Annotated in this window: 20 protein-coding genes; 13 read left to right on the plus strand and 7 right to left on the minus strand. The window is 39.0% G+C overall.

Annotation, left to right across the window (positions count from 1 at the left end; translation table 11 throughout):
* Window position 1: 1 nt before the first annotated feature.
* The 4 genes from nuoM to BMW42_RS07525 all read left to right on the plus strand — a co-directional run bounded on the left by nuoM (window position 2) and on the right by BMW42_RS07525 (window position 5,056).
* On the plus strand, window positions 2-1,621 hold the full coding sequence (nuoM, locus tag BMW42_RS07510; RefSeq protein ID WP_092766950.1) for an NADH-quinone oxidoreductase subunit M: 1,620 nt from the start codon (window positions 2-4) through the stop codon (window positions 1,619-1,621).
* Between the two features lie 3 nt (window positions 1,622-1,624).
* Window positions 1,625-3,181, plus strand: a complete 1,557-nt coding sequence (gene nuoN, locus BMW42_RS07515) for an NADH-quinone oxidoreductase subunit NuoN (RefSeq protein WP_092766951.1) — start codon at window positions 1,625-1,627, stop codon at window positions 3,179-3,181.
* Window positions 3,182-3,312: 131 nt separating this feature from the next.
* Window positions 3,313-3,948 (plus strand): uracil phosphoribosyltransferase, encoded by a 636-nt coding sequence (gene upp / locus BMW42_RS07520; protein ID WP_035267277.1) that lies wholly within the window; start codon window positions 3,313-3,315, stop codon window positions 3,946-3,948.
* 118 nt (window positions 3,949-4,066) lie between these two features.
* Window positions 4,067-5,056 (plus strand): hypothetical protein, encoded by a 990-nt coding sequence (locus BMW42_RS07525; protein WP_092766952.1) that lies wholly within the window; start codon window positions 4,067-4,069, stop codon window positions 5,054-5,056.
* Between the two features lie 29 nt (window positions 5,057-5,085).
* On the opposite strand, the gene gigC is transcribed toward BMW42_RS07525, so the two are convergent.
* Window positions 5,086-5,964 carry a LysR family transcriptional regulator GigC gene (gene gigC / locus BMW42_RS07530; RefSeq protein WP_092766953.1) on the minus strand — a complete coding sequence of 293 codons (879 nt, stop codon included), beginning with the start codon at window positions 5,962-5,964 and terminating at the stop codon, window positions 5,086-5,088.
* Between the two features lie 84 nt (window positions 5,965-6,048).
* Here gigC and BMW42_RS07535 point away from each other — a divergent pair, with 84 nt between their 5' ends.
* Window positions 6,049-6,810, plus strand: coding sequence for a ferredoxin--NADP reductase (locus BMW42_RS07535; RefSeq protein ID WP_035267285.1), 762 nt, complete (start codon window positions 6,049-6,051; stop codon window positions 6,808-6,810).
* 102 nt (window positions 6,811-6,912) lie between these two features.
* On the opposite strand, the gene BMW42_RS07540 is transcribed toward BMW42_RS07535, so the two are convergent.
* Window positions 6,913-7,335, minus strand: coding sequence for a hypothetical protein (locus tag BMW42_RS07540; protein WP_035267287.1), 423 nt, complete (start codon window positions 7,333-7,335; stop codon window positions 6,913-6,915).
* A 157-nt stretch (window positions 7,336-7,492) separates the two neighbouring features.
* Here BMW42_RS07540 and BMW42_RS07545 point away from each other — a divergent pair, with 157 nt between their 5' ends.
* The 3 genes from BMW42_RS07545 (at window position 7,493) to BMW42_RS07555 (ending at window position 9,901) form a co-directional block, all read left to right on the plus strand.
* Window positions 7,493-7,744 carry a hypothetical protein gene (locus tag BMW42_RS07545; RefSeq protein WP_092766954.1) on the plus strand — a complete coding sequence of 84 codons (252 nt, stop codon included), beginning with the start codon at window positions 7,493-7,495 and terminating at the stop codon, window positions 7,742-7,744.
* A 201-nt stretch (window positions 7,745-7,945) separates the two neighbouring features.
* Complete coding sequence (locus BMW42_RS07550; RefSeq protein ID WP_092766955.1) at window positions 7,946-9,625, plus strand: mechanosensitive ion channel; 1,680 nt, start codon at window positions 7,946-7,948, stop codon at window positions 9,623-9,625.
* Between the two features lie 66 nt (window positions 9,626-9,691).
* Window positions 9,692-9,901 (plus strand): hypothetical protein, encoded by a 210-nt coding sequence (locus tag BMW42_RS07555; protein ID WP_092766956.1) that lies wholly within the window; start codon window positions 9,692-9,694, stop codon window positions 9,899-9,901.
* A gap of 118 nt (window positions 9,902-10,019) precedes the next feature.
* On the opposite strand, the gene BMW42_RS07560 is transcribed toward BMW42_RS07555, so the two are convergent.
* Together BMW42_RS07560 and BMW42_RS07565 are read right to left on the minus strand one after the other, a co-directional pair.
* Window positions 10,020-11,219, minus strand: a complete 1,200-nt coding sequence (locus BMW42_RS07560) for an NAD(P)/FAD-dependent oxidoreductase (RefSeq protein WP_092766957.1) — start codon at window positions 11,217-11,219, stop codon at window positions 10,020-10,022.
* A 102-nt stretch (window positions 11,220-11,321) separates the two neighbouring features.
* A complete protein-coding gene (locus BMW42_RS07565) occupies window positions 11,322-12,182 on the minus strand; it encodes a 1-aminocyclopropane-1-carboxylate deaminase/D-cysteine desulfhydrase (RefSeq protein ID WP_092766958.1) in 861 nt (286 codons plus the stop codon).
* Between the two features lie 144 nt (window positions 12,183-12,326).
* On the opposite strand from BMW42_RS07565, the gene BMW42_RS07570 reads away from it, so the two are divergent.
* From BMW42_RS07570 to BMW42_RS07580, 3 genes are all read left to right on the plus strand, one after another.
* Entirely contained in the window at window positions 12,327-12,521 is a 195-nt protein-coding gene (locus tag BMW42_RS07570; RefSeq protein WP_092766959.1) for an NF038215 family lipoprotein, read from the plus strand.
* 187 nt (window positions 12,522-12,708) lie between these two features.
* A complete protein-coding gene (locus tag BMW42_RS07575; protein WP_092766960.1) occupies window positions 12,709-13,332 on the plus strand; it encodes a LysE family translocator in 624 nt (207 codons plus the stop codon).
* Between the two features lie 133 nt (window positions 13,333-13,465).
* Complete coding sequence (locus BMW42_RS07580) at window positions 13,466-14,584, plus strand: DUF6670 family protein (RefSeq protein ID WP_092766961.1); 1,119 nt, start codon at window positions 13,466-13,468, stop codon at window positions 14,582-14,584.
* A gap of 61 nt (window positions 14,585-14,645) precedes the next feature.
* Here BMW42_RS07580 and BMW42_RS07585 read toward each other — a convergent pair whose 3' ends face one another.
* Together BMW42_RS07585 and BMW42_RS07590 are read right to left on the minus strand one after the other, a co-directional pair.
* Entirely contained in the window at window positions 14,646-15,002 is a 357-nt protein-coding gene (locus tag BMW42_RS07585) for a hypothetical protein (protein WP_035267298.1), read from the minus strand.
* 75 nt (window positions 15,003-15,077) lie between these two features.
* On the minus strand, window positions 15,078-16,049 hold the full coding sequence (locus BMW42_RS07590; protein ID WP_092766962.1) for an MBL fold metallo-hydrolase: 972 nt from the start codon (window positions 16,047-16,049) through the stop codon (window positions 15,078-15,080).
* A 169-nt stretch (window positions 16,050-16,218) separates the two neighbouring features.
* On the opposite strand from BMW42_RS07590, the gene BMW42_RS07595 reads away from it, so the two are divergent.
* Both BMW42_RS07595 and BMW42_RS07600 read left to right on the plus strand, forming a co-directional pair.
* A complete protein-coding gene (locus BMW42_RS07595) occupies window positions 16,219-16,368 on the plus strand; it encodes a hypothetical protein (RefSeq protein ID WP_322853433.1) in 150 nt (49 codons plus the stop codon).
* 338 nt (window positions 16,369-16,706) lie between these two features.
* Window positions 16,707-18,023, plus strand: a complete 1,317-nt coding sequence (locus BMW42_RS07600) for a hypothetical protein (protein WP_092766963.1) — start codon at window positions 16,707-16,709, stop codon at window positions 18,021-18,023.
* A gap of 50 nt (window positions 18,024-18,073) precedes the next feature.
* Here BMW42_RS07600 and metG read toward each other — a convergent pair whose 3' ends face one another.
* Complete coding sequence (gene metG / locus BMW42_RS07605; RefSeq protein ID WP_092766964.1) at window positions 18,074-20,131, minus strand: methionine--tRNA ligase; 2,058 nt, start codon at window positions 20,129-20,131, stop codon at window positions 18,074-18,076.
* Window positions 20,132-20,315: the final 184 nt, after the last annotated feature.

Here is a 20,315-nt window from a genome sequence, read left to right on the forward strand (position 1 = left end):
GATGGAAAACATCAATAACTGGTATTTACCCGCGCTGATCCTCATTCCGTTCATTGCTGGTTTTATTTGTTGGGTCGTTGATAAATTAGATCAACACCTACCACGTTATATCGCACTTGTTGGTATGCTCATTACTTTGGGCATGACCGTTGCTTTATGGCAATCAGGTACCTACAGCTACCAAATTGGTGAAACTGTACCGACTTGGTCTGCAGAGTTCTATGTACCTTGGATTCAAACCCTTGGCATTAACATTCACTTAGCGGTGGATGGTCTTTCACTTCTAATGGTCGGATTAACTGCTTTACTAGGTGTATTGGCGGTTGGCTGTTCTTGGGGTGAAATTCAGAAGAACGTTGGTTTCTTCCACTTAAACCTTTTATGGTCTTTAGGTGGCGTGATCGGTGTATTCTTGGCTGTTGATTTGTTCTTGTTCTTCTTCTTCTGGGAGATGATGCTCGTTCCAATCTACTTCTTGATTGCACTCTGGGGCCACAAAGGTGCTTCTGGTAAATCTCGTGTTTACGCTGCGACTAAATTCTTTATTTACACGCAGGTGGCTGGTCTGATCATGTTGATTGGTATCTTAGGTCTTGTGATCTACGGTTTCATGATGACAGATACAATCAGCTTCAGTTATAACCATTTACTCGCTGTTGCGAATACATTGGATGCTAACCCACAAACGTCATCAATTGCCTTTGCATTTATGATTTGTTTGTTTATTGGTTTTGCAGTCAAACTTCCTGTTTTCCCATTGCATGGTTGGTTACCAGACGCGCACGCACAAGCACCTACAGCAGGTTCTGTAGACCTTGCGGGTATCTTAATTAAGACAGCGGCTTACGGTTTACTTCGTTTCGTCATTCCATTCTTCCCAGTTGCTTCAGCGCAGTTTGCTGATGTAGCAATCATTTTCGGTTTAATCGGTATCTTCTACGGTGCTTGGTGTGCTTTCCAGCAAACCGATATGAAACGTTTGTTGGCGTATACGTCGATTTCACACATGGGCTTTGTTTTACTTGCAATCTACGCAGGTAACATCCTGACCTTCCAAGGTCTGATGGTCATGATGTTGGCTCACGGTTTATCGTCAGCAGCATTATTCATTATGTGTGGTCAAGTGTATGAGCGTCTTCACACACGTGATTTACGCTTGATGGGTGGTATTCGTGGTCAATTCCAGTATTTACCATTCTTCTTGATGTTCTTTATTGCTGCGCTTGTAGGTATCCCTGGCTTAGGTAACTTCATTGGTGAGTTCCTCATCTTGATGGGTGCATTTGCTCAATTCCCTACATTCACGATTATTGCTGCGATCAGCTTAGTATTTGCGGGTCTATATGGTTTAATCCTGATTCATAAAGCGTTATTTGGTGTGCCAAACGAAGAGCAAAAACAACACTATGCGAACCCATTAAAAGATCTTAATGCGCGTGAGCTTGGTATTTTGTTAATTTGTGCGTTCGGTCTGTTATGGCTTGGTTTGTATCCACAAAGCTTCCTTGATATTTCAGAATCAAGTTTGGCTTGGATTGCGAATAGCTACATTCCAGTACAAGAAGTAGTTGAAGTGGTTGAACAAGCCACAACTCAACTCGAAAATGTGGAGATGCAATAAGTCATGAACTTCACACTATCATTTTCTGAGCTAATGCCATTAGCTCCTGTGATGATTGTTGCTTTAACAGCAATCATCGTAATGATTTTGACTGCAATCAAACGTAATCATAATTTGATTGCGACAGTATCTGTTATCGGTCTTAACCTTGCATTGTTGAATATTCTATTCACGTTGTTTACAGGTTCTCAGATCTCACCAAATGTCATGAACCTATTTATGGTTGATGCTTTTGGTCTGTTCTATCAAGTGATTATTTTGATTGCTGCATTGGCTTGTTGCACACTGTCACATGCATATATCGAAACCTATAAAGATAATCGTGAAGAACTTTATCTATTAATGTTGATCTCAGTTTCAGGGGCAATGTTAATGGTAACAAGTTCACACTTTGCATCATTCTTCATTAGCTTAGAGTTAATGTCGATTCCAGTGTACGGTCTGATTGCTTATACCTACCAACGCGGTAAGTCACTCGAAGCGGGTATTAAATATCTTGTACTTTCAGCAACTGCTTCTGCAATGTTGTTGATGGGTATGGCTTATGTTTACTCAGTTCTAGGTTCATTATCATTTGCGGGTCAAGTGGATGATATGTTCTGGGCGTTAACTAAGTCTCAAGATCCTCAATTGATGATGGCGCTGCAATCTTATATTCCTCAATTTGGTGAGAAACTTACCACTGTATTTGGAATCTTAGGTCTTGGTTTAATCATCTCAGCTGTTGCATTTAAATTGTCTTTAGCGCCATTCCATAAATGGACGCCAGATGTGTATGCAGGTGCTCCAGCACCAATTGCAACATTCCTTGCTACTGTAGCTAAAGTTGCAATGATTGGTTTATTCGTACGTTACTTACTGTCTTCAGGTGTAATTGGTATCGAATCGATCAAAACGATTTTGATCGTCATTGCAGTGTTATCAATCTTGATTGGTAACATGCTTGCAGTGAAACAAGTGAACTTAAAACGTATTTTGGCATACTCGTCAATTGCGCATTTTGGTTACTTATTCCTTGCTGTTGTTACGACATCTTTCTTAAGCTTAACGTCAGTAAGTTTATATGTATTAACGTATGTATTAACGACGATTGGTGCGTTTGGTGCTGTAGCGTTGATGTCTAGCCCATACAACAACAATGACGAAGCAGAATCACTTGCAGACTACCGTGGTCTATTCTGGCGTCGTCCAGTATTGACGGCAACACTGACTGTGATGATGCTATCTCTTGCAGGTATTCCGTTAACTGCAGGCTTCATTGGTAAATTCATGCTGATCATGACAGTTGTGTCTGAAGCACATTGGTTCTTCGCTGCGATGATCATTGTGGGTTCTGGTATTGGTCTATACTATTACCTACGTGTCATGATCGTCATGTATATGACGCCACCAGACACTCCACGTATTGATGCTGATAAACATTGGGGTCAAAAAGTGGGTGGTATTATGGTATTGCTTGCTGCGCTTGCAGTGCTTGTAATCGGTGTATATCCAGATCCAGTCATTGCGATGGCAAATCAAGCACAATTGATCGCGCCATTACATATCGTTCTTCAATAGTTGATCGATTAATCTAAAAAAACTATTGTTGTTAACAAAAAAGCCCTCATTCATTGAGGGCTTTTCTTATTTCTTATATTAAAAACATTTATAATAGACAGAATTTACATTTATGCTTCAGGTGTTCTCCCGTGCCAATCCAAGAAATTCGTCATCCGCTCATTCGTCATAAATTAGGTTTATTACGCCGTGCAGATATCAGCACGAAGAACTTCCGTGAGTTAGCGCAAGAAGTCACAATGTTACTGACTTATGAAGCAACCAAAGATTTACCTGTTGTAGATCACGAAATTAATGGCTGGAATGGCCCGGTGACAACACAGCGTATTGCAGGTAAAAAAATTACTGTTGTACCAATTTTACGTGCTGGCATTGGTATGCTTGATGGTTTCTTAAATCTTATTCCAAGTGCAAAAGTTTCTGTTCTTGGTTTAGAGCGTGATGAGGAAACATTAGAAGCACGTACATACTATAAGAAATTGGTACCTGACGTACAAAACCGTATAGCGATGATTATTGATCCAATGCTTGCGACTGGATCATCATTAGTTGCTGCTATTGATGTCCTTAAAGCGAGTGGTTGTAAAGATATCCGAGTGATGGTTTTGGTTGCAGCACCAGAAGGTATTAAACGTGTGGAAGAAGCACATCCTGATGTTGTCATTTTTACCGCAGCTGTGGATAACGGTTTAAACGAGAATGGTTATATCGTTCCGGGTCTTGGGGACGCTGGCGATAAAATTTTTGGTTCTGTACAAAAAGATTAAAATTTGATTAAATTATAGAGGAGGCTAAGGCCTCCTTTTTTATTAAGATTTTGATTCAACGATAAATTTAAAAAAACTAATTACTAAGAATCAATCTTTTTTATGCTGGGGAAATAACATGTTTTACAGGGGTGTTTTACATTCGTACGACCCTGCATTGAAAGCAGGAATTATCAAAATCAATGATCATGATTTTGATGTACATTTCGTATTGAATGACATGGCAAATTCCAGTATCGCGCCTCAAATTGGTGAGCGTGTGAAATGTATCGTGGTCGATAAAGACGACCAACGTCATGCAAAATTTATCGTGCGGTTAGACAATAAACATGCACGCGTCGAACAACCCTTGAATCAACTTTTTTATCGTGCGCACGAAGATTTAGAAGGTGAGTCTAAGAAGTTTGAACAAGAGCTAGATCAGCTGATCGAAAAGCGTCTTGCAGATCAGGAAAGTACGCTTGACTCACAAACACAAATCCAAGATTTTGAACTAAATTTTAATACACTGAGTAAAGAATCAATCGTGTTGGATGGTTCTGGTGCTGAACATCATGCAGATCAAGTTTCAGATCCAGTATCTAAAATTTCCTTAGGTGAACCTCTTGAGGAAGAGCAAATTAAAGAAATGCTCGAATCAAAGCCAAGTCGCCGTGTGCCAGTCTTAGATGAGTCAGCTGTCGTACCACTTACGAAAGTTCAACCTTTGAATGAGAGTGCGCCTGAAGAGAACGTAGATGATCATCTACCCGAGCCAACCCATGCAAAAGGGCGCCCACCAAAAGTTGTACGTAAAGAACTCCCTGATGTTAAAACGCATTTTCAATTAAAATTTAATGCGCAAAAATTCATTACGAGTTCACGTGTTGATGAATTCGGAGCTGATAAAAAATCAAAGAAAAAAGCCAAGAAGATAAAAGATCCAAACAAGCAATTTAATCCATGGATATTTGCAAGTATTGTCCCTATTTTAGTGTTCATTAATCTGGGTGTTTGGGGATTTCAAAAATATGAGCAATACAGAGAAGAGCAAGACGCAAAAGCAAAAATTTATGCGGTAGAACAAGAACACATTATCAAAGAACAAAAGAAAGAAGCTGAGAAATAAAAAAAGCTCCTATGAGGAGCTTTTTTTTATTAAGCATTACAGAATTTCATAAAGGCTTTTAAACCAGGTCCTTGATATTTTTGACGGTGTACTAACATAAATAAAGGACGTGTGAGTTGCCAGAACGGCGTTTCTAAAATCACCAGTTGCTCTTTTTCTCTTAATGGTTCAATAGCTAATTTTGAAATACATGACATGCCTAAACCACCAGCAACAATTTTCAAAATAGCTTCATTATGACCCAAAGTTAAACGAATATTGGCATTCGGTAAGTCTTGCAGGATTGCGTTGTCAAAGACTTCACGAGTCCCTGAACCTTCTTCACGTAAAATCCATTCAGCCTGTTTAAAGTCTTCAATGGTCAGAGGGCGGTCTAATTTCGCCAAAGGATGGTCTGGTGAGCAACACACAGCAAGCTCATCATCACGCCAGTGGATCGATTGTAATTGAGGTAAGTGACATGAACCTTCAATAAGGGCTAAATCAAGTTGGAATTGATTAACAGCTTCAATCATTTGACGCGTATTGCCCACTTGAAGTTGCAAATGTGCTTGTGGTTGTAATTGAAGAAAATCAGCCATTAAATCAGGCATCAAATAATCACTAATGGTCAAAGTCGCCCCAATACGGAGATCAATACTTTGAAGCTCGCCTTTTGCCGCTTGTTCAAATGATTCACATCGACCTAAAATTTCAAGCGCCTGTGGAAGTAAAAAACGACCCAAGTCATTCAGTTGTAATCGTTTTCCTAAGCGATCAAATAATGGTGCACCGAGACCATCTTCAAGATCTGCTAACGCCATACTTGCAGCACTTTGTGTGAGTCGTACAGCATCACTTGCTTTAGTTACCGTACCCTCTTGAGCGACAGCTACGAAAACAGCCAGTTGGCGTAATGTCATGCGCATGAATGAAGCCTTAATGTGAAAAAATATTAATAAATTATATTGTCATGCTACCATGAGCGCAGTCTGTCATGCCACGTAGAAATTATGTCAATTGAAAAATTTAGCGTAGAAAAAGTCCTTTCTGTACATCGTTGGACCAACACTTTATTTAGCTTTACCATGACGCGTCCCGCACATTTTAAATTTACCGCAGGGCAGTTCGCGCGTATTGGTTTGAAAGTTGGCGATGATTTGGTGGTACGTGCGTATTCTGTCGTTTCATCGCCTTTTGATGAAACTTTAGAGTTCTTTTCAATTGTTGTACCAGATGGTGCTTTTACATCAAATTTACAACATCTCAAAGTCGGCGATGAACTTTATTTGGAAAAGATTCCTTATGGATTTTTGACTTTAGCACGTTACCAATTACCTATGCCAAATGACCTGTGGTTATTGGCGACAGGCACGGGGCTCGCACCATTTATTTCTATGTTGCAAGACTTTGAAGTATGGCAAAAATATAAAAATATTCATTTGGTTTACAGTGTGAGGACAGCAAGCGAATTGGCTTACGTAGACCGAATTCAGGAAGTCGCGGATACCTTTGGTGAAGGTCATACAGGATTTAAATTTGTGCCAATTATTACACGTGATCCAAATGCGCCATTGCATGATCGATTGCCAGTATTAATCGAAAATAGAGCGTTAGAGAAAACCGTAGGTGTCGATTTTAATCCGCAAACGTCACATATCATGCTGTGTGGGAATCCCCAAATGGTTGAAGATACAAAAGAGGCTCTGAAAGCACGTGGCCTGACCATGAATCGTCGTGGTGAAGGAAATATTGCGGTAGAGAACTATTGGTAAGTCCAAATCACCCTATCCTACGAGGAGAGGGAATTGAGGCACAAAAAAACCTCCATCTCGGAGGTTTTTTTCTAAATTACATAGGAATACTATGCGACATACTTAATGGACAAACATATCCATAAATTGACGAATCTCTTGAATCGCAGTATCGACATCGCTCGTGAGCCAAGTCGGTTCAAATAAACCTGCATAATGTTCCAAACGATCGTGTGGAACCACTAAACGAATTGGGCATTCTTCCTCGAGTAAACGCCAAGGAATAATGGGCACTTCATTATCTAAGAAGCAAGCGATGTTACGAATGTCGATGATCATGCCGTTGACACATTCAGGAAAGGGCATCACCGAAAACTCTTCAGTGCGACGGCGGAAATACTCTAAGTCACCCCACTTCAGCACATAGCTTGGTTTCGTAAACTCAATAATTCCAATCAAATGCCCATCACGGGTATGATGCAAAGAACAGGCATGAGTGACATCTGTGTCTAAATCTAAAGAGACACTTTGTCGGCGATAGGTCATACAGATCGACAATAAAAATGAGGAGGGTGCATATTATACTCTATTTTGCATCACAGCTCATGTGCTTTGATCGGTACGAATTGATAATGTTTTTTCACACAAAACAACATGATAGATTGCTAGTATAAAAATCATCAAAATACATAAGAGGGGCATCATGGTAGATCAATCCAATCATCCGACCCATAATGATCAAAAGAAGAAAAGTAAGATCCCAGTGTATATTCTGATTATCGTTGGTATTTTTTTAGCAGCCTTCATTTTCTATATGCTCGCTGATCGTGATCCAACACCAGGTCAAATTCCTGCTGATACGACTATTCCTGCAACTCAAGATAATGCAGATACAGCAACGGCAACAGATTCAGCAGTGGATAATACCGTTACTGCGGTCGCAAACGATCAATAAACCACTACACTTTTCACGTTTAAACCCAGCTTCGGCTGGGTTTTTTCTTGATTTGCAACAATGTGTTGTATTTATGATGCTTTGAGTTGATTAAAAAATATTCGAAATTTATGGTGTGATGACGCGATCGAAAAATGATCTAGGGAAAAGAATTAAATCAATCGTAATTCAGAACACTTAACATAAGAAGAGGCGTAACCAATGAATGATGAATATAACGGCTTCACTCGAACTGGGGGCTTTGATGCAATGTATTATTGGGAGCAATTCCAACCAATTATTGCTGCAGTGGCCATTTTACTCATAGGATGGATCATCGCTTTAATCGTTGCCGCAGGGGTTAAGAAGGTACTTGCAAAATTAAATACCAATCAAAAATTAAGTAGCGCGACAGGACATCGCTCAAATATAGAAAATATCATCTCCAGAGTCGTTTTCTGGCTGATCCTCATTATTGCTGTTATCGGTTCACTCAACGTTTTAAACCTGACCAGTGTGAGTGGTCCTTTTAGTAATATGGTTCAACAATTCTTACTATTTATCCCACAATTATTGGCTGCAGTAGCAGTTGGTTTTATTGGATGGATCGTAGCCAATTTGGTCAAAGTTGGATTAACTCGACTACTCAGTCGTACACAATTGGATGAAAAGCTCAGTCAAGACGTTGGTGTGAGCTCATTTAGCCAAAATATCAGTGAAATTGTTTATTGGCTCATTTTATTGCTGTTCTTACCGATCGTGCTGTCTATTTTGGGCTTAAATGGTTTGTTATATCCAGTTCAGAATATGGTGACTGAAGCCGTTGCCTACTTGCCGAATATCTTTATGGCAGGTGTGATTTTATTTGTTGGTTACATTTTGGCAAAAATTGTACGCGGTATTGTCGAAGGGCTACTTTCAAGTTTGAATGTCCAACAGCAAGCTGAAAAAGTCGGAGTTTTTAAAAATTCTAATCTGCCTAAGCTATTAGGATCATTTGTATTTGCTTTAGTCATCATTACTTCACTGATTATTGCGTTTGAGGCTTTGGGTGTAGACGCGATTTCACAACCAGCAACGGCTATGTTGTATGAAATCATGAATGCAATTCCACATATCATCGCAGCAGGTTTAATCCTGATCATTGCTTATGTGGTCTCACGTTTCGTATCTAATCTTGTGGTTGAAGTGATCGCTGGGACAGGTGTTGATAACATTCCTCAAAAGCTCGATATGCAACGATTTTTGGGTCAAACCAAAATATCAAAAGTTGTCGGTCATTTGATTGTATTCTTCACCATGCTCTTTGCGGTGTCTGAAGCTGCGAATCGTTTGGGCTTCGATCAAATTAGTGATTTGATTGCGATGTTCATTTATTTCGGAGCGAATGTACTTTTAGGTGCAGTTATCCTCGTCATTGGTTTCTGGCTAGCAAATCTAGTTGCCAATGTGGTGAAACGTGGTGAGACCAATAGCGCACATTGGTTAGCGAATCTTGTCCGAGTACTGATCATTGGTTTAGTCGTGGCAATGGGCTTGCGTGCAATGGGAATCGCTGACTCGATCGTAAATTTAGCCTTTGGATTAACACTTGGAGCGGTTGCTGTCGCTTTTGCACTTGCATTTGGTCTAGGTGGTCGCCAACCTGCAGAGCGATTGTTGACTGACTTAATCGATAAAGCGAAATCTGACGCGAATAAGCCAAGACCAAATCAGCCTGAACAAGTCACGCCACCACTTACTGAGCAAATGGATGCTTCAACTGTTGCGGAAGAATATCAAGATGAAGATATTCCACCAACGCAAATTGATGTAGAAGCGCCAACTCAACCATTGAATAATCCTTATGGATCTACAGGGGAGTCAGATCAAAATACACAGCCTAAAAATGACCTTAAATAACATGTAAATTTGTGTCGGGATCAGTCAGCATGGTTTGGCTGATCCTCATGAAAAAGAGTAAAAATTATGAGTAAGAAATTTAATAAATTATTCGCCCCAATAGTGATTGCAGGTATCACCGTGGGTTTTTTAGCAAGCGCTTACCGCTTTGTTTTTGCAAATTCAAAAGCTACTGAAAACAACAGACTCAATACACCATCTATTGATGATGCAGTAACAGATCCAACCACACAAATGCTTGATTCAACTGATACCAATGCCCAAAGACCCTCATAAATTCTGCTTTTAGAAAAGATAAATGAATAATGAAGCATTCGATTGATCAATAGGGACGATATTCAAAGAGGGCGAAGGATGCCCCTTTAATTACAAAATGAACAATACTTGTTGTTAATTAGACATACTCAGATGCAGCATGTGCAGATGACCAAGCCCATTGAAAGTTAAATCCACCTAAATGGCCCGTTACATCGAGTATTTCTCCGACGAAGAAAAGCCCTTTTTGCTTTTTACTTTCCATTGTTTTTGAGGAAACTTCAGTGGTATCAACTCCACCTAAAGTCACCTCAGCCGTACGGTAACCTTCAGTCCCAGAAGGTTTAACTTCAAATGCGTGAAGGCGCTGGGCAATCGCCTCTAGCTTCTCATCACTGATATTCCCGATTGATATTTCAGCTTGATCCATCCAAATCAACTGTTGTAATTCAACTACGACACTCTTCGGTAAGTGTTCAGCGAGTAAGGTGCGAAGTAACACTTTAGGTTGATTTTGTTTTTTAGTTTTAAAAAAATTCAAGAGATCGATACTTGGTAAAAAGTCGACTTTAAAACTTTGACCGACATCCCAATAGTTTGAGAGTTGTAAGGAACTTGGACCACTTAAACCACGGTGCGTAAACAAGAGTGCTTCAGTAAAGCTATTGAGATGATTGCTTAATGTCACTTCAACAGCATTGCCACTAAGTCGTGTCGTCACTTCTTTGAAACCATCAGAAAAAGTAAAGGGGACTAGACCTGCACGAGTTGGATAAACATAGTGTCCAAATTGTTTAGCAATCTCATAGCCAATGCCTGAGCCACCAAGCGTCGGAATTGAGAGACCACCAGATGCGACCACGACAGATTCAACTTCAAAAAAACCTAAATTGGTTGCCACCTGAAAACCGTGCTCCTCAAGGGCGTTGACGGCTTTCACCTCGCAACTGGTTTTGATGTCGACTAGACCAGTTTTGTCACACTCAGCAAGTAACATGGCTAAGATTTCTTTCGCGCCGTTAAGGGTAAAGAGCTGACCGTGTTTACGTTCTTCGTATTCAATGCCATATTCGCAGACCAAGCCAATGAAATCCCAATTGGTATAACGGGTGAGTGCTGAGATAACAAAATGCGGGTTATGAGAAATATAGTTGTCAGGCTCAACATACAGATTGGTAAAGTTACATTTACCTCCACCTGACATGAGAATTTTTTTCCCCACTTTATTGGCTTTTTCAACCACCACGACACGACGCCCACGTTGAGCAGCCATATATGCGGTCATTAAACCAGATGCACCCGCACCTATTACTAAAACATCGTATTGCTTGGAAGACATGAAAATAATCAAAAAACGAAACAGCGCAATTATAACGGTAAATTACGATGAACTGAGCATTATCGGATTAATTCAAGCGAACAGAAGCAGGATGAAGATCAACTAAATCGTTCGACCTTGAAGCCCGCCTGAATGAATGACTAAAACTTTAGCGTTTTTAGGGAAATAGTTTTGTTGTATAAGATCATGAATGCCAAACATCATTTTTCCGGTATAGACTTGTTCAAGTGGAATACGGTATTCATATTCAAACTTTTCAATAAATTGAATCAGTTCGGGTTGGATTTTGGCATAGCCTCCGAAGCAATAATCATCCGTGATATGCCAGTTGTTTTTACCCGTTAGTAGTTTTACTTCATCATTCAGAAAATTGCCTTTTAATGCAGAAAATCCAATAATTCTTTGATGGTTTAAACTGCGCTCAATCAATCCTGAAATCGTACCGCCTGTTCCGACAGCACAACAAATGAAGTCATAAGTTTGATCAGCATCTTTTAAAATTTCTTGAGTGCCCTGAATGGCAAGCGAGTTGGTGCCACCTTCTGGAATTAGATAACTTTCAGGAAAGCGTTGCGCTAAGTGAGCTAAAAACTCAGGATCATTTTTTTGTCGATATGCTTCTCTCGAGATAAAATGCAGCACCATACCGAAACGTTCTGCGGTGGCGAGGGTGTGATTGCGGGCTGAGTTCTTGAGTTCTTCACCACGAATGATCCCAATAGACTGAAAGCCAAATTGATGCGCAGCAAACGCTGTGGCGGCAATATGATTTGAATAAGCACCACCAAAGGTCATTACATTCCCAAAGCCTTGACGTTTTGCCTCAATAAAATTGTATTTCAGTTTATAAAACTTATTTCCAGAGATATGTGGATGAATTTGGTCTAAACGGCGAACGGTGATGTTTAAACCGTTTAAAGAAATTTCCTGATCTTGAACCTGTTGGGCTATCGTATCAAACATAGTGCGAGAATTTGGTTTTTTAAGAGTATAGCGGATTTCGAATCTTAGCTCTTACTCGGATAAATTGAAAAACAGTGAAAAAATATGTTTAAAAAATAATCAAAAGTGCTAATCTGAAAGAAAACGGAATTTTGGGAGGGTGGCATGAAGCAATCTCTATCCATTTTATTATTGGGTTTGTTTATTTTAACGGCCTTAGGCTGTGAGCAGGATTTTCTAAACAAACCAAAAACTGAAGCACGAAGTATGATTATTGCTGGCGTACCTGTACAGGAAAGGGACTATCGTCTGTCTCCGCACGAAACTGCATATAATGAAGCACTGTCAGATGATGATTAGCATGACTTGGCTATTTTTATAAAATCAATTGTATTTAATTTATACAGTAAACTAATTCGCTAAAAATAATAATATAAATAGTGAATAATTTTAATATTTCAAAAAATCACTCAAATAATTAGGGAAATATTCATAAGGCTTCCAAGTAGAATAACGCGATAAATCAATCATCTACTATGGAATTAATGTGGAATCAATTTGGATTTTAGGTTCGATTGCAGCAGCACTTTTACTGGGCGCAATGAGTCCGGGGCCGACTTCAATCTATGTCGCTAAAAATTCAATCGCTATTTCGCGTAAACATGGTTTATTTACTGCACTAGGAACTGGTCTCGGTGCTGCGATTTTTGGTTTATTGGCAGTATTAGGCTTACAGGCATTCTTACTTGCAGTGCCTTCAGCATATTTGGCTTTGAAAATCTGCGGTGGATTATATTTATTGTTTTTGGCATATAAAATTATCAAACATGCCAAAGATCCAATCGAAGCTAATCATTCTACATCGTATCCGATGAGTTTACGACGTGCATTTACCACAGGCTTAATTACTCAACTGTCGAATCCTAAAATTGCCATTGTACTTGCCAGTATTTTCACAGCTTTATTACCCAAAGAGATTCCGTTGTATTTTTACTTTGTGTTACCAATGCTCTGCTTTTTTATCGATGCTGGTTGGTGCTCGTTGGTGGCGGTTGCATTATCAGCGGAAAAACCGCGTGCGGTGTATTTAAAATTTAAGAAAGTATTTGATCGTGGTGCGGGCATTGTGATGTCTGTGCTCGGATTGAAATTGATTTTTGGTGTGAAGTAGATCACATTTTTAATCTTGTCTAACAATTTTTATGATCTGACCTGAATTCACATTTGCCAGTCCTGATCAGCTATAAAGAACTGAGGAGAGGTTGTTTAGGGTGTAAACATCTCTCATTGTTTGTGAGTTTGTTATGTATTCTCTCCTCAGTAGCCATTCAAAAAATAAAAGTCTACAACAAAAGTTCTACTATCAATTGGGTCAAATGGCCAAAAACCTTTTGGGTGCAGTAGAGCCAGAAGAACAAGCACTTTTACCGCGCGAATATAATTTAGACGCGCATGTTTTTCATCGTCAATTCGCGAGTACGCATTATGGAATTATGATTCCAGATTTGCCAGAGCCTTTTCGATATCTGTCCTATGCTTCTGTCATTGGTGATGTCGGTGCGAAGATAACGCATTTACCCAAGTCGATTTCTGGCCTTAGTCCTGAAAATACCGCTACTTTGGTTCATGGAACAGCCTTATCGACAGATGAAGAAGCCTTTCGCATTTATAATATTCAAGACGACATTGTATTTCATCAAAAGCCATTTAAGGTTGAGTTTGGTCGAGAATCTTTCCTTGCTGAAATTGAAGGGAGTTATCATCTAGTATCTGAACGTGATGATCTGCAAGTTGATCTTTGGTTAACCCCAACGCCTGCCATTACGTGGTTTGCACATAGCATGTTATATCAGCACTTTAGTGTATTGATGCAATATGACGGTCATTTGACCCAACATGGAAAACGTGTTGAAGTTAAAGGGTTATGTACACTGGAACATTGGAAAGCAGTCTCAAGCTCAATGTTGCCGAGTCCCATTAAACCGACCACAGGATTGGTGCCTTTAGACAGTTTTAGTTATCAAGTCATCAACATAGATGATGAGTCACAATTGGTCTTGGCCTATATCGGTTTTGCAGGTGAACCTACTTATACCGCCGTGTCTTATCGCCATATTGATGGTACTTCTATTCAATATGATGGTGAGGTTGCTTTTCAAGTGATCGCATTAAAGCCTGATCCGAAAATAACACCTGACGGTTTTGAAATGGAGGTGCCTCAGTCTTTCAGATGGATTGCACATCATCAAGGTGAGAAAGTGTTAGATATTCTTGCGGTGGCAGATACGGAATATTGTTATGGTTTAGCTGCAGGTTATGTGAGTTCTTATCAGTGGAGTGGTTTGCTGAATGGAACTGAACGTAAGGGGCGAGGTTATGTTGAATATATCGACCGAAGACAGAACGTAAATTTAGACACCTAATTTTTGATTTAAATATGCCCATAAAAAAGCCTCTAAACGTATTAGAGGCTTTTTTAAAATCTTATTTCTTACATTCAGGCTGTGAACGGTCAATTACTTGTGTACCTTCTACACGATAACCAATTTGACCAACAATGAATGCTTGATTCAATTGAGTGATCACCACATCAGAAAGAGCCACAGCGCAACGGTTTTTTTCAATAGCACGATCTACAGCAGTTTTAAAGTTTGGAACCCCTAAAGGGAACAAGACAACTGGGACCTTATCTTCACCTGTTACACGTTCACCTTTCACGAACTGATTAGAGTTGAGATTATAGTTTTTAGTTGAAGCAACAGTCATATCAGCCATACGAACTGAACACCCTGTCGCCAATACTGAAGTTGCTGCGATAATTGAAATTAATAATTTTTTCATTAGTTTACCCCCGTTTTTAAGCGAGGGAACTTTAAATAATAATACTTGAAATTTCAACCATTACGTGACTTTAGTTTAATCTTTAAAGTGAACCGGTATCCATTGGTAGCTTTGTCCATCTTTGGAATAAATGTGCCCAAGCCCCGGGAATGGTAAATGCGGTGCCGCAATCAGCTGTCCGTTTTTAGCATATTCAGCAAAGTGTTTTAAGCGTGTTTCTACGGCTGCTTTTGGATCAATATCGAATTCGATAGCAGTTTCGGGTTTGTCGAACTGCAAAGTATGCGAATGTACAATATCACCAATAAATACCACGTCTTGCTCAGGAGTTTTGAGTTTAAAGCTGTAATGTCCTGGGGTGTGACCAAAAGATGGTTTAAATTGCACATCACCAAAGGCTAATGACTTATCTGAAAAGACTTTAATCTTTTTGGCTTTTTCATACGGTGTAAGAGCAACTTTAATCTTTTCTACTGTACCTAGGAAACCGGCTTGTTTCTCTTTTGGTAGTTTTTTAACGGTATTTGGACTCATCCAGTAATCGTATTCAGTTTTGGCAATATGCAGCGTTGCATTTGGATAATTCGCTACGCCGTTGTTTGAAATACCACACACATGGTCAGGGTGTAAGTGAGTGAGGAAGATACCATTCACTTGCGTAGGCTGATAGCCCGATGCTTTGAGGTTGTTATAGATTGAACCTAAGTGTGCGCCAAAGCAGCTTGCAGCACCGCTGTCGACCATTAAAAGCTGATTACCTGTATTGATGAGAAAGGCATTGACTGAGGTTTGGATGCCTTTGTCGTTCACCGCAGCGTATTTCTTTAGAATTTCAGTTTTCTCGCTGTCGCTTAAGCCTTTAAACATAGATGGGTTTAAGTAGTTTGTACCATCGAGTAGGGCGGTGATTTGGGTATTGCCGATTTGATGATGGTAGTAGCCAGCGACTTGTTTTTGTATTGGGATGATTGTTGGTTCAACTGCTTGAGTGGTGAAAGATGTGGTACTTAGAGTGAGTGCAAGGAATAGGGTTTTTAAAGTTTTCATAGGCTTCTTTTAGATTTTAAAGGATTACTTCTTTTTTATCATAATTATAGTTGTTTTATAAAATGATCTCCCTAACCTTCTCCTAAAAGGAGAGGGAACTGCACGAAATTATTATAGTAATGCGTTCCCCCTCTCCCTATGGGAGAGAGTCGGGGTGAGGGATATAGGCATGTCGCTGAAAACTTGTTGTTCGAGCAAATTGCCGTTAGAAAAGTTGAGGAAGCACCAGTTTAAGTTTGCTGAGTTTAAAAAAGCCTATGATGTGTTTAAGCATGCGGCAGATGAAAATGCGATGAAAGTGATGATTGCAGTAGATTGATTCTTTTTCTAGCTGAAATAAGAGCCTCTAATTGATAGAGGCTTTTTTAATGTTTTAACATTTGACATCAATCGGTGCCATTAATTTGGGTATTACTCAATTGATGTTGTTAGTAGCCAACGACTTGTTTTTGCGTTGGGATAATTGTTGGTTTAACTGCTTAAGTTGTGATGGCTGTGGTGCTTAGAGCGAGTGTGAGGAATAGGGGTTTTAAAGTTTTCATAGGAATATATAAGCTTTAGATAATCATCATTTTTAATACTTTTGATTAAAATTTGTATAATGTGAAGCGAAAAAAATTAAACTTATTTTTAAATTAAAAAACTTATAGGGGAAATATGAGCTCATTAAATATCCTTTCAGATGTAGATACTGTCGCAACATATGATTTCACAACGCTATGTATAGATTTTTTCGAACTTAATAGTAATATTGTGAAAAAAATACAGGATAAACAATATGTAGTGGATAGTCAAAATATCATGGAGTTAGCAAAAATTTATGAGTCTCATAGACTTATAAATCATGAATATCAACACTTCTTAGATGCGACAAGTACATTATGGGGGGTGAAATTTTTAAAGCAAATGCGAGAAGCGTATGAGGTTAGAAATATTCCTCAAAACTTAAATCCAGAATGTACTGAGTATTTTAAAGCTAAGCTATTTTATAAAAACTTCTTAAGTATTAAATATCCAAAATATTACTCTTTGCAACATTCTGAAATTATTGTAGATAAAAATTGGCAATTGATACCAACTATTGGAAAAGCATTTGACCATGAAGGAAAACCTTCAAATTTTACTATTTTATTTGCTCGATACTTCAATTCAAAAAGAGAACCATTTGCTCGAACACCTGTAAGCTTGGTAACTCTTTTAGAATGCTCAGCAGTAATCCAAGAGATTTATACTACTTTAGATTATATTAAATTAATTAAGGATCCTAAAGTTAGAAAAATTCATAGTGATAAACTAGATAAATATTTTGCTGATACCCTGTACAACAGGGAGTTGACAGAATATTCATCATGTTTTCATCTGGTTGCTAATAAAATTAGGTGTCCATTTGGTGTCCAGATTTTAAATATTTGTGAGGTTCTCATTGAAATATCATTAAATTGTACAGATGAAAATTTTGATAAATTGACATATCTTAAATTTGATACAAATAGCACGGAGTTTAATGAAAATATAATTAAAGGATTAAAATCTAGAAATAGAGGAATATTATTTTTTCTTTTGAATTATGTTGCAATAAATAAGGTATATAACTCAAAAAAAGAGGTTATTCGTGACGTAGATAAAATCTTAAATAGTATAGGGTTATCATATTCTAAAATAATGAGAGATGCTGAAGTTGAAGTAAAAAGCCTTCTAGCTAGTATAAAATACCAAGCAGATGATAGGTTTATAAAAATTTCTGATTCTTCTCTATATAATTTCATAAAAGTCTATAGAGAGAATTATTTTGAAAATAAATATAATATATTTAATAAATTGGAGTTCCCTAAGGCTCTATTTTATGAAGATGGTGAATATGGAATATTCTATGATAATGATAATATTGGAAGTTTAGATCCGCTAGAGATGAATCAGACATTTACAGAAGCATTTAACTGGTGTAAAGAATTTTCCAAAGCTTGCTTTATTTAATTAAAAAGCCCCTACATCAGTAGAGGCTTCTTCTTATCTTAATCTAACAATTAAGACACTTTATCACCCGGTTTAGCACCAGATTCAGGTGAAATCACCCAAACGCCGTCGCCATTACCCGCAGCTAAAACCATACCGTTTGAAATACCAAAACGCATCTTACGTGGTGCAAGGTTCGCCACCATCACCACCAATTTGCCTTTTAAGTCTTCAGGTTTGTAGAACTCACGAATACCGCTAAACACATTACGTGGTTCAGCTTCACCGACATTTAAAGTGAGTTGTAAAAGCTTATCAGAACCTTCAACGTGAGCCGCTTCGAGAACTTCAGCAACACGAAGATCAACTTTCATAAAATCATCAATATTAATAATTTCAGCTTCGCCTACTCTCGGCTCAGCTTTCTTCTCTTTGGCTTTCTCTTTTTTCTTTTCAGCTTTTGGTGCTTCCGCAGGTGCAGCTAAAGAATCTTTAGATGCATCCACCATCGCAGCCACAGCTTTTGGATCTACACGTTGCATCAATGGTTGGAACAATGTGATTTCGTGTGCAACCAAAATTTGCTTACGAGATTCAAAGTTGAAGCTGTCAAGCTGTAAGAACGCTTGAACTTGTTCTGCCAATGTTGGCAATACAGGCGCAAGGTACACCGCCAATTGACGGAATAGGTTAATACCCACTGAACACACATCATGAACTTGTTGTTCTTCACCTTCAATCTTCGCTAAAGCCCAAGGCTTTTTCTCATCGATGTATTGGTTGGCTTTATCTGCAAGCGCCATGATTTCACGAATGGCAGTTGAGAATTCACGTGATTCGTATGCTTGCGCAATTGAATCACCAGCATCAATAAAGCTTTGAACCAATTCAGGCTCTGCACATGTAGCAGACAATTTATTGTCAAATTTCGTGTTAATGAATTTCGCACAACGACTTGCGATGTTCACCACTTTACCAACAAGGTCAGAATTCACTTTTTGAACGAAATCATCAAGGTTCAAGTCAGAATCTTCAACTTTGTCAGAAAGTTTAGACGCAAAGTAGTAACGTAAATATTCAGGGTTTAAATGCTCTAAATACGTTTCCGCTTTAATGAACGTACCACGAGATTTTGACATCTTCTGACCATTTACAGTCAAGAAACCGTTTACGAATAGGCTTGTCGGTGTACGGTAGTTGGCACCTTCAAGCATTGCAGGCCAGAACAATGCGTGGAAATACACAATGTCTTTACCAATGAAGTGATACACCTCATTTTTAGAATCTTTTTTCCAATAGTCATCAAAGCTTAAGTCAGGACGTTTAGTTTTGATGTAATTTTCAAAGCTCGACATATAGCCGATTGGCGCATCCACCCAAACATAGAAGTATTTGTTTGGAGCATCAGGGATTTCAAAACCGAAGTAAGGAGCATCACGAGAAATATCCCAATCCGACAAACCTGCTTCAAACCATTCATCAAGTTTATTGGCAATCGATACAGGTAAACGACCTTCATCACGTGTCCATTTTTGGAGATATTCACCAAAGTTCGGTAGTTTAAAGAAGTAGTGATCTGAAGATTTCTCAACAGGAGTCGCACCGCTTAAAGTCGATTTTGGATTGAGTAATTCAGTTGCGTTGTAGGTTGTGCCGCAGACTTCGCATGAGTCGCCGTATTGATCTTCCGCTTTACATTTCGGGCAGGTGCCTTTAATAAAACGGTCTGATAAGAACATGCCTTTTTCAGGGTCAAACAATTGCGTTACAGGGCGCACCGCAATATTGCCTGCTTCACGGTTCTTAATATAAATCTCAGAAGCGCGAGCTTGGTTTTCAGCGCTGTTGGTTGAATCGTAATGATCGAAATCAACCTTGAAGCCGGCAAAGTCACGCTCATGTTCTTTTTGTACATTGGCAATTTGCTGTTCTGGAGTAATACCGTTGGCTTCAGCACGTAGCATAATTGCTGTGCCGTGAGCATCGTCCGCGCAGACATAAGTCACGTTATGACCCATTGCACGCATCGCACGTACCCAAATATCTGCTTGGATATAACCGAGTAAGTGACCCATATGGATCGGGCCATTGGCGTATGGAAGGGCGTTAGTGACTAAGATATTACGCACGGATCTGACTCTCTCATTCGTATTTTATGCAATGGGCGATAATTTTACATGAGATAGGCGAGACTTGCATAAGCCTTTTGATGAATTCTTATTTATTAACAAAGTTAGAGCACGTGGAAAGGCTACTTTGTTACAGACTTATCAGGGATAATAGACATCCTGCTATTCACCTGAGTGTTTGACC

Origin of the sequence: Acinetobacter sp. DSM 11652 (genome assembly GCF_900109815.1) — a bacterium.
GTDB lineage: Bacteria > Pseudomonadota > Gammaproteobacteria > Pseudomonadales > Moraxellaceae > Acinetobacter.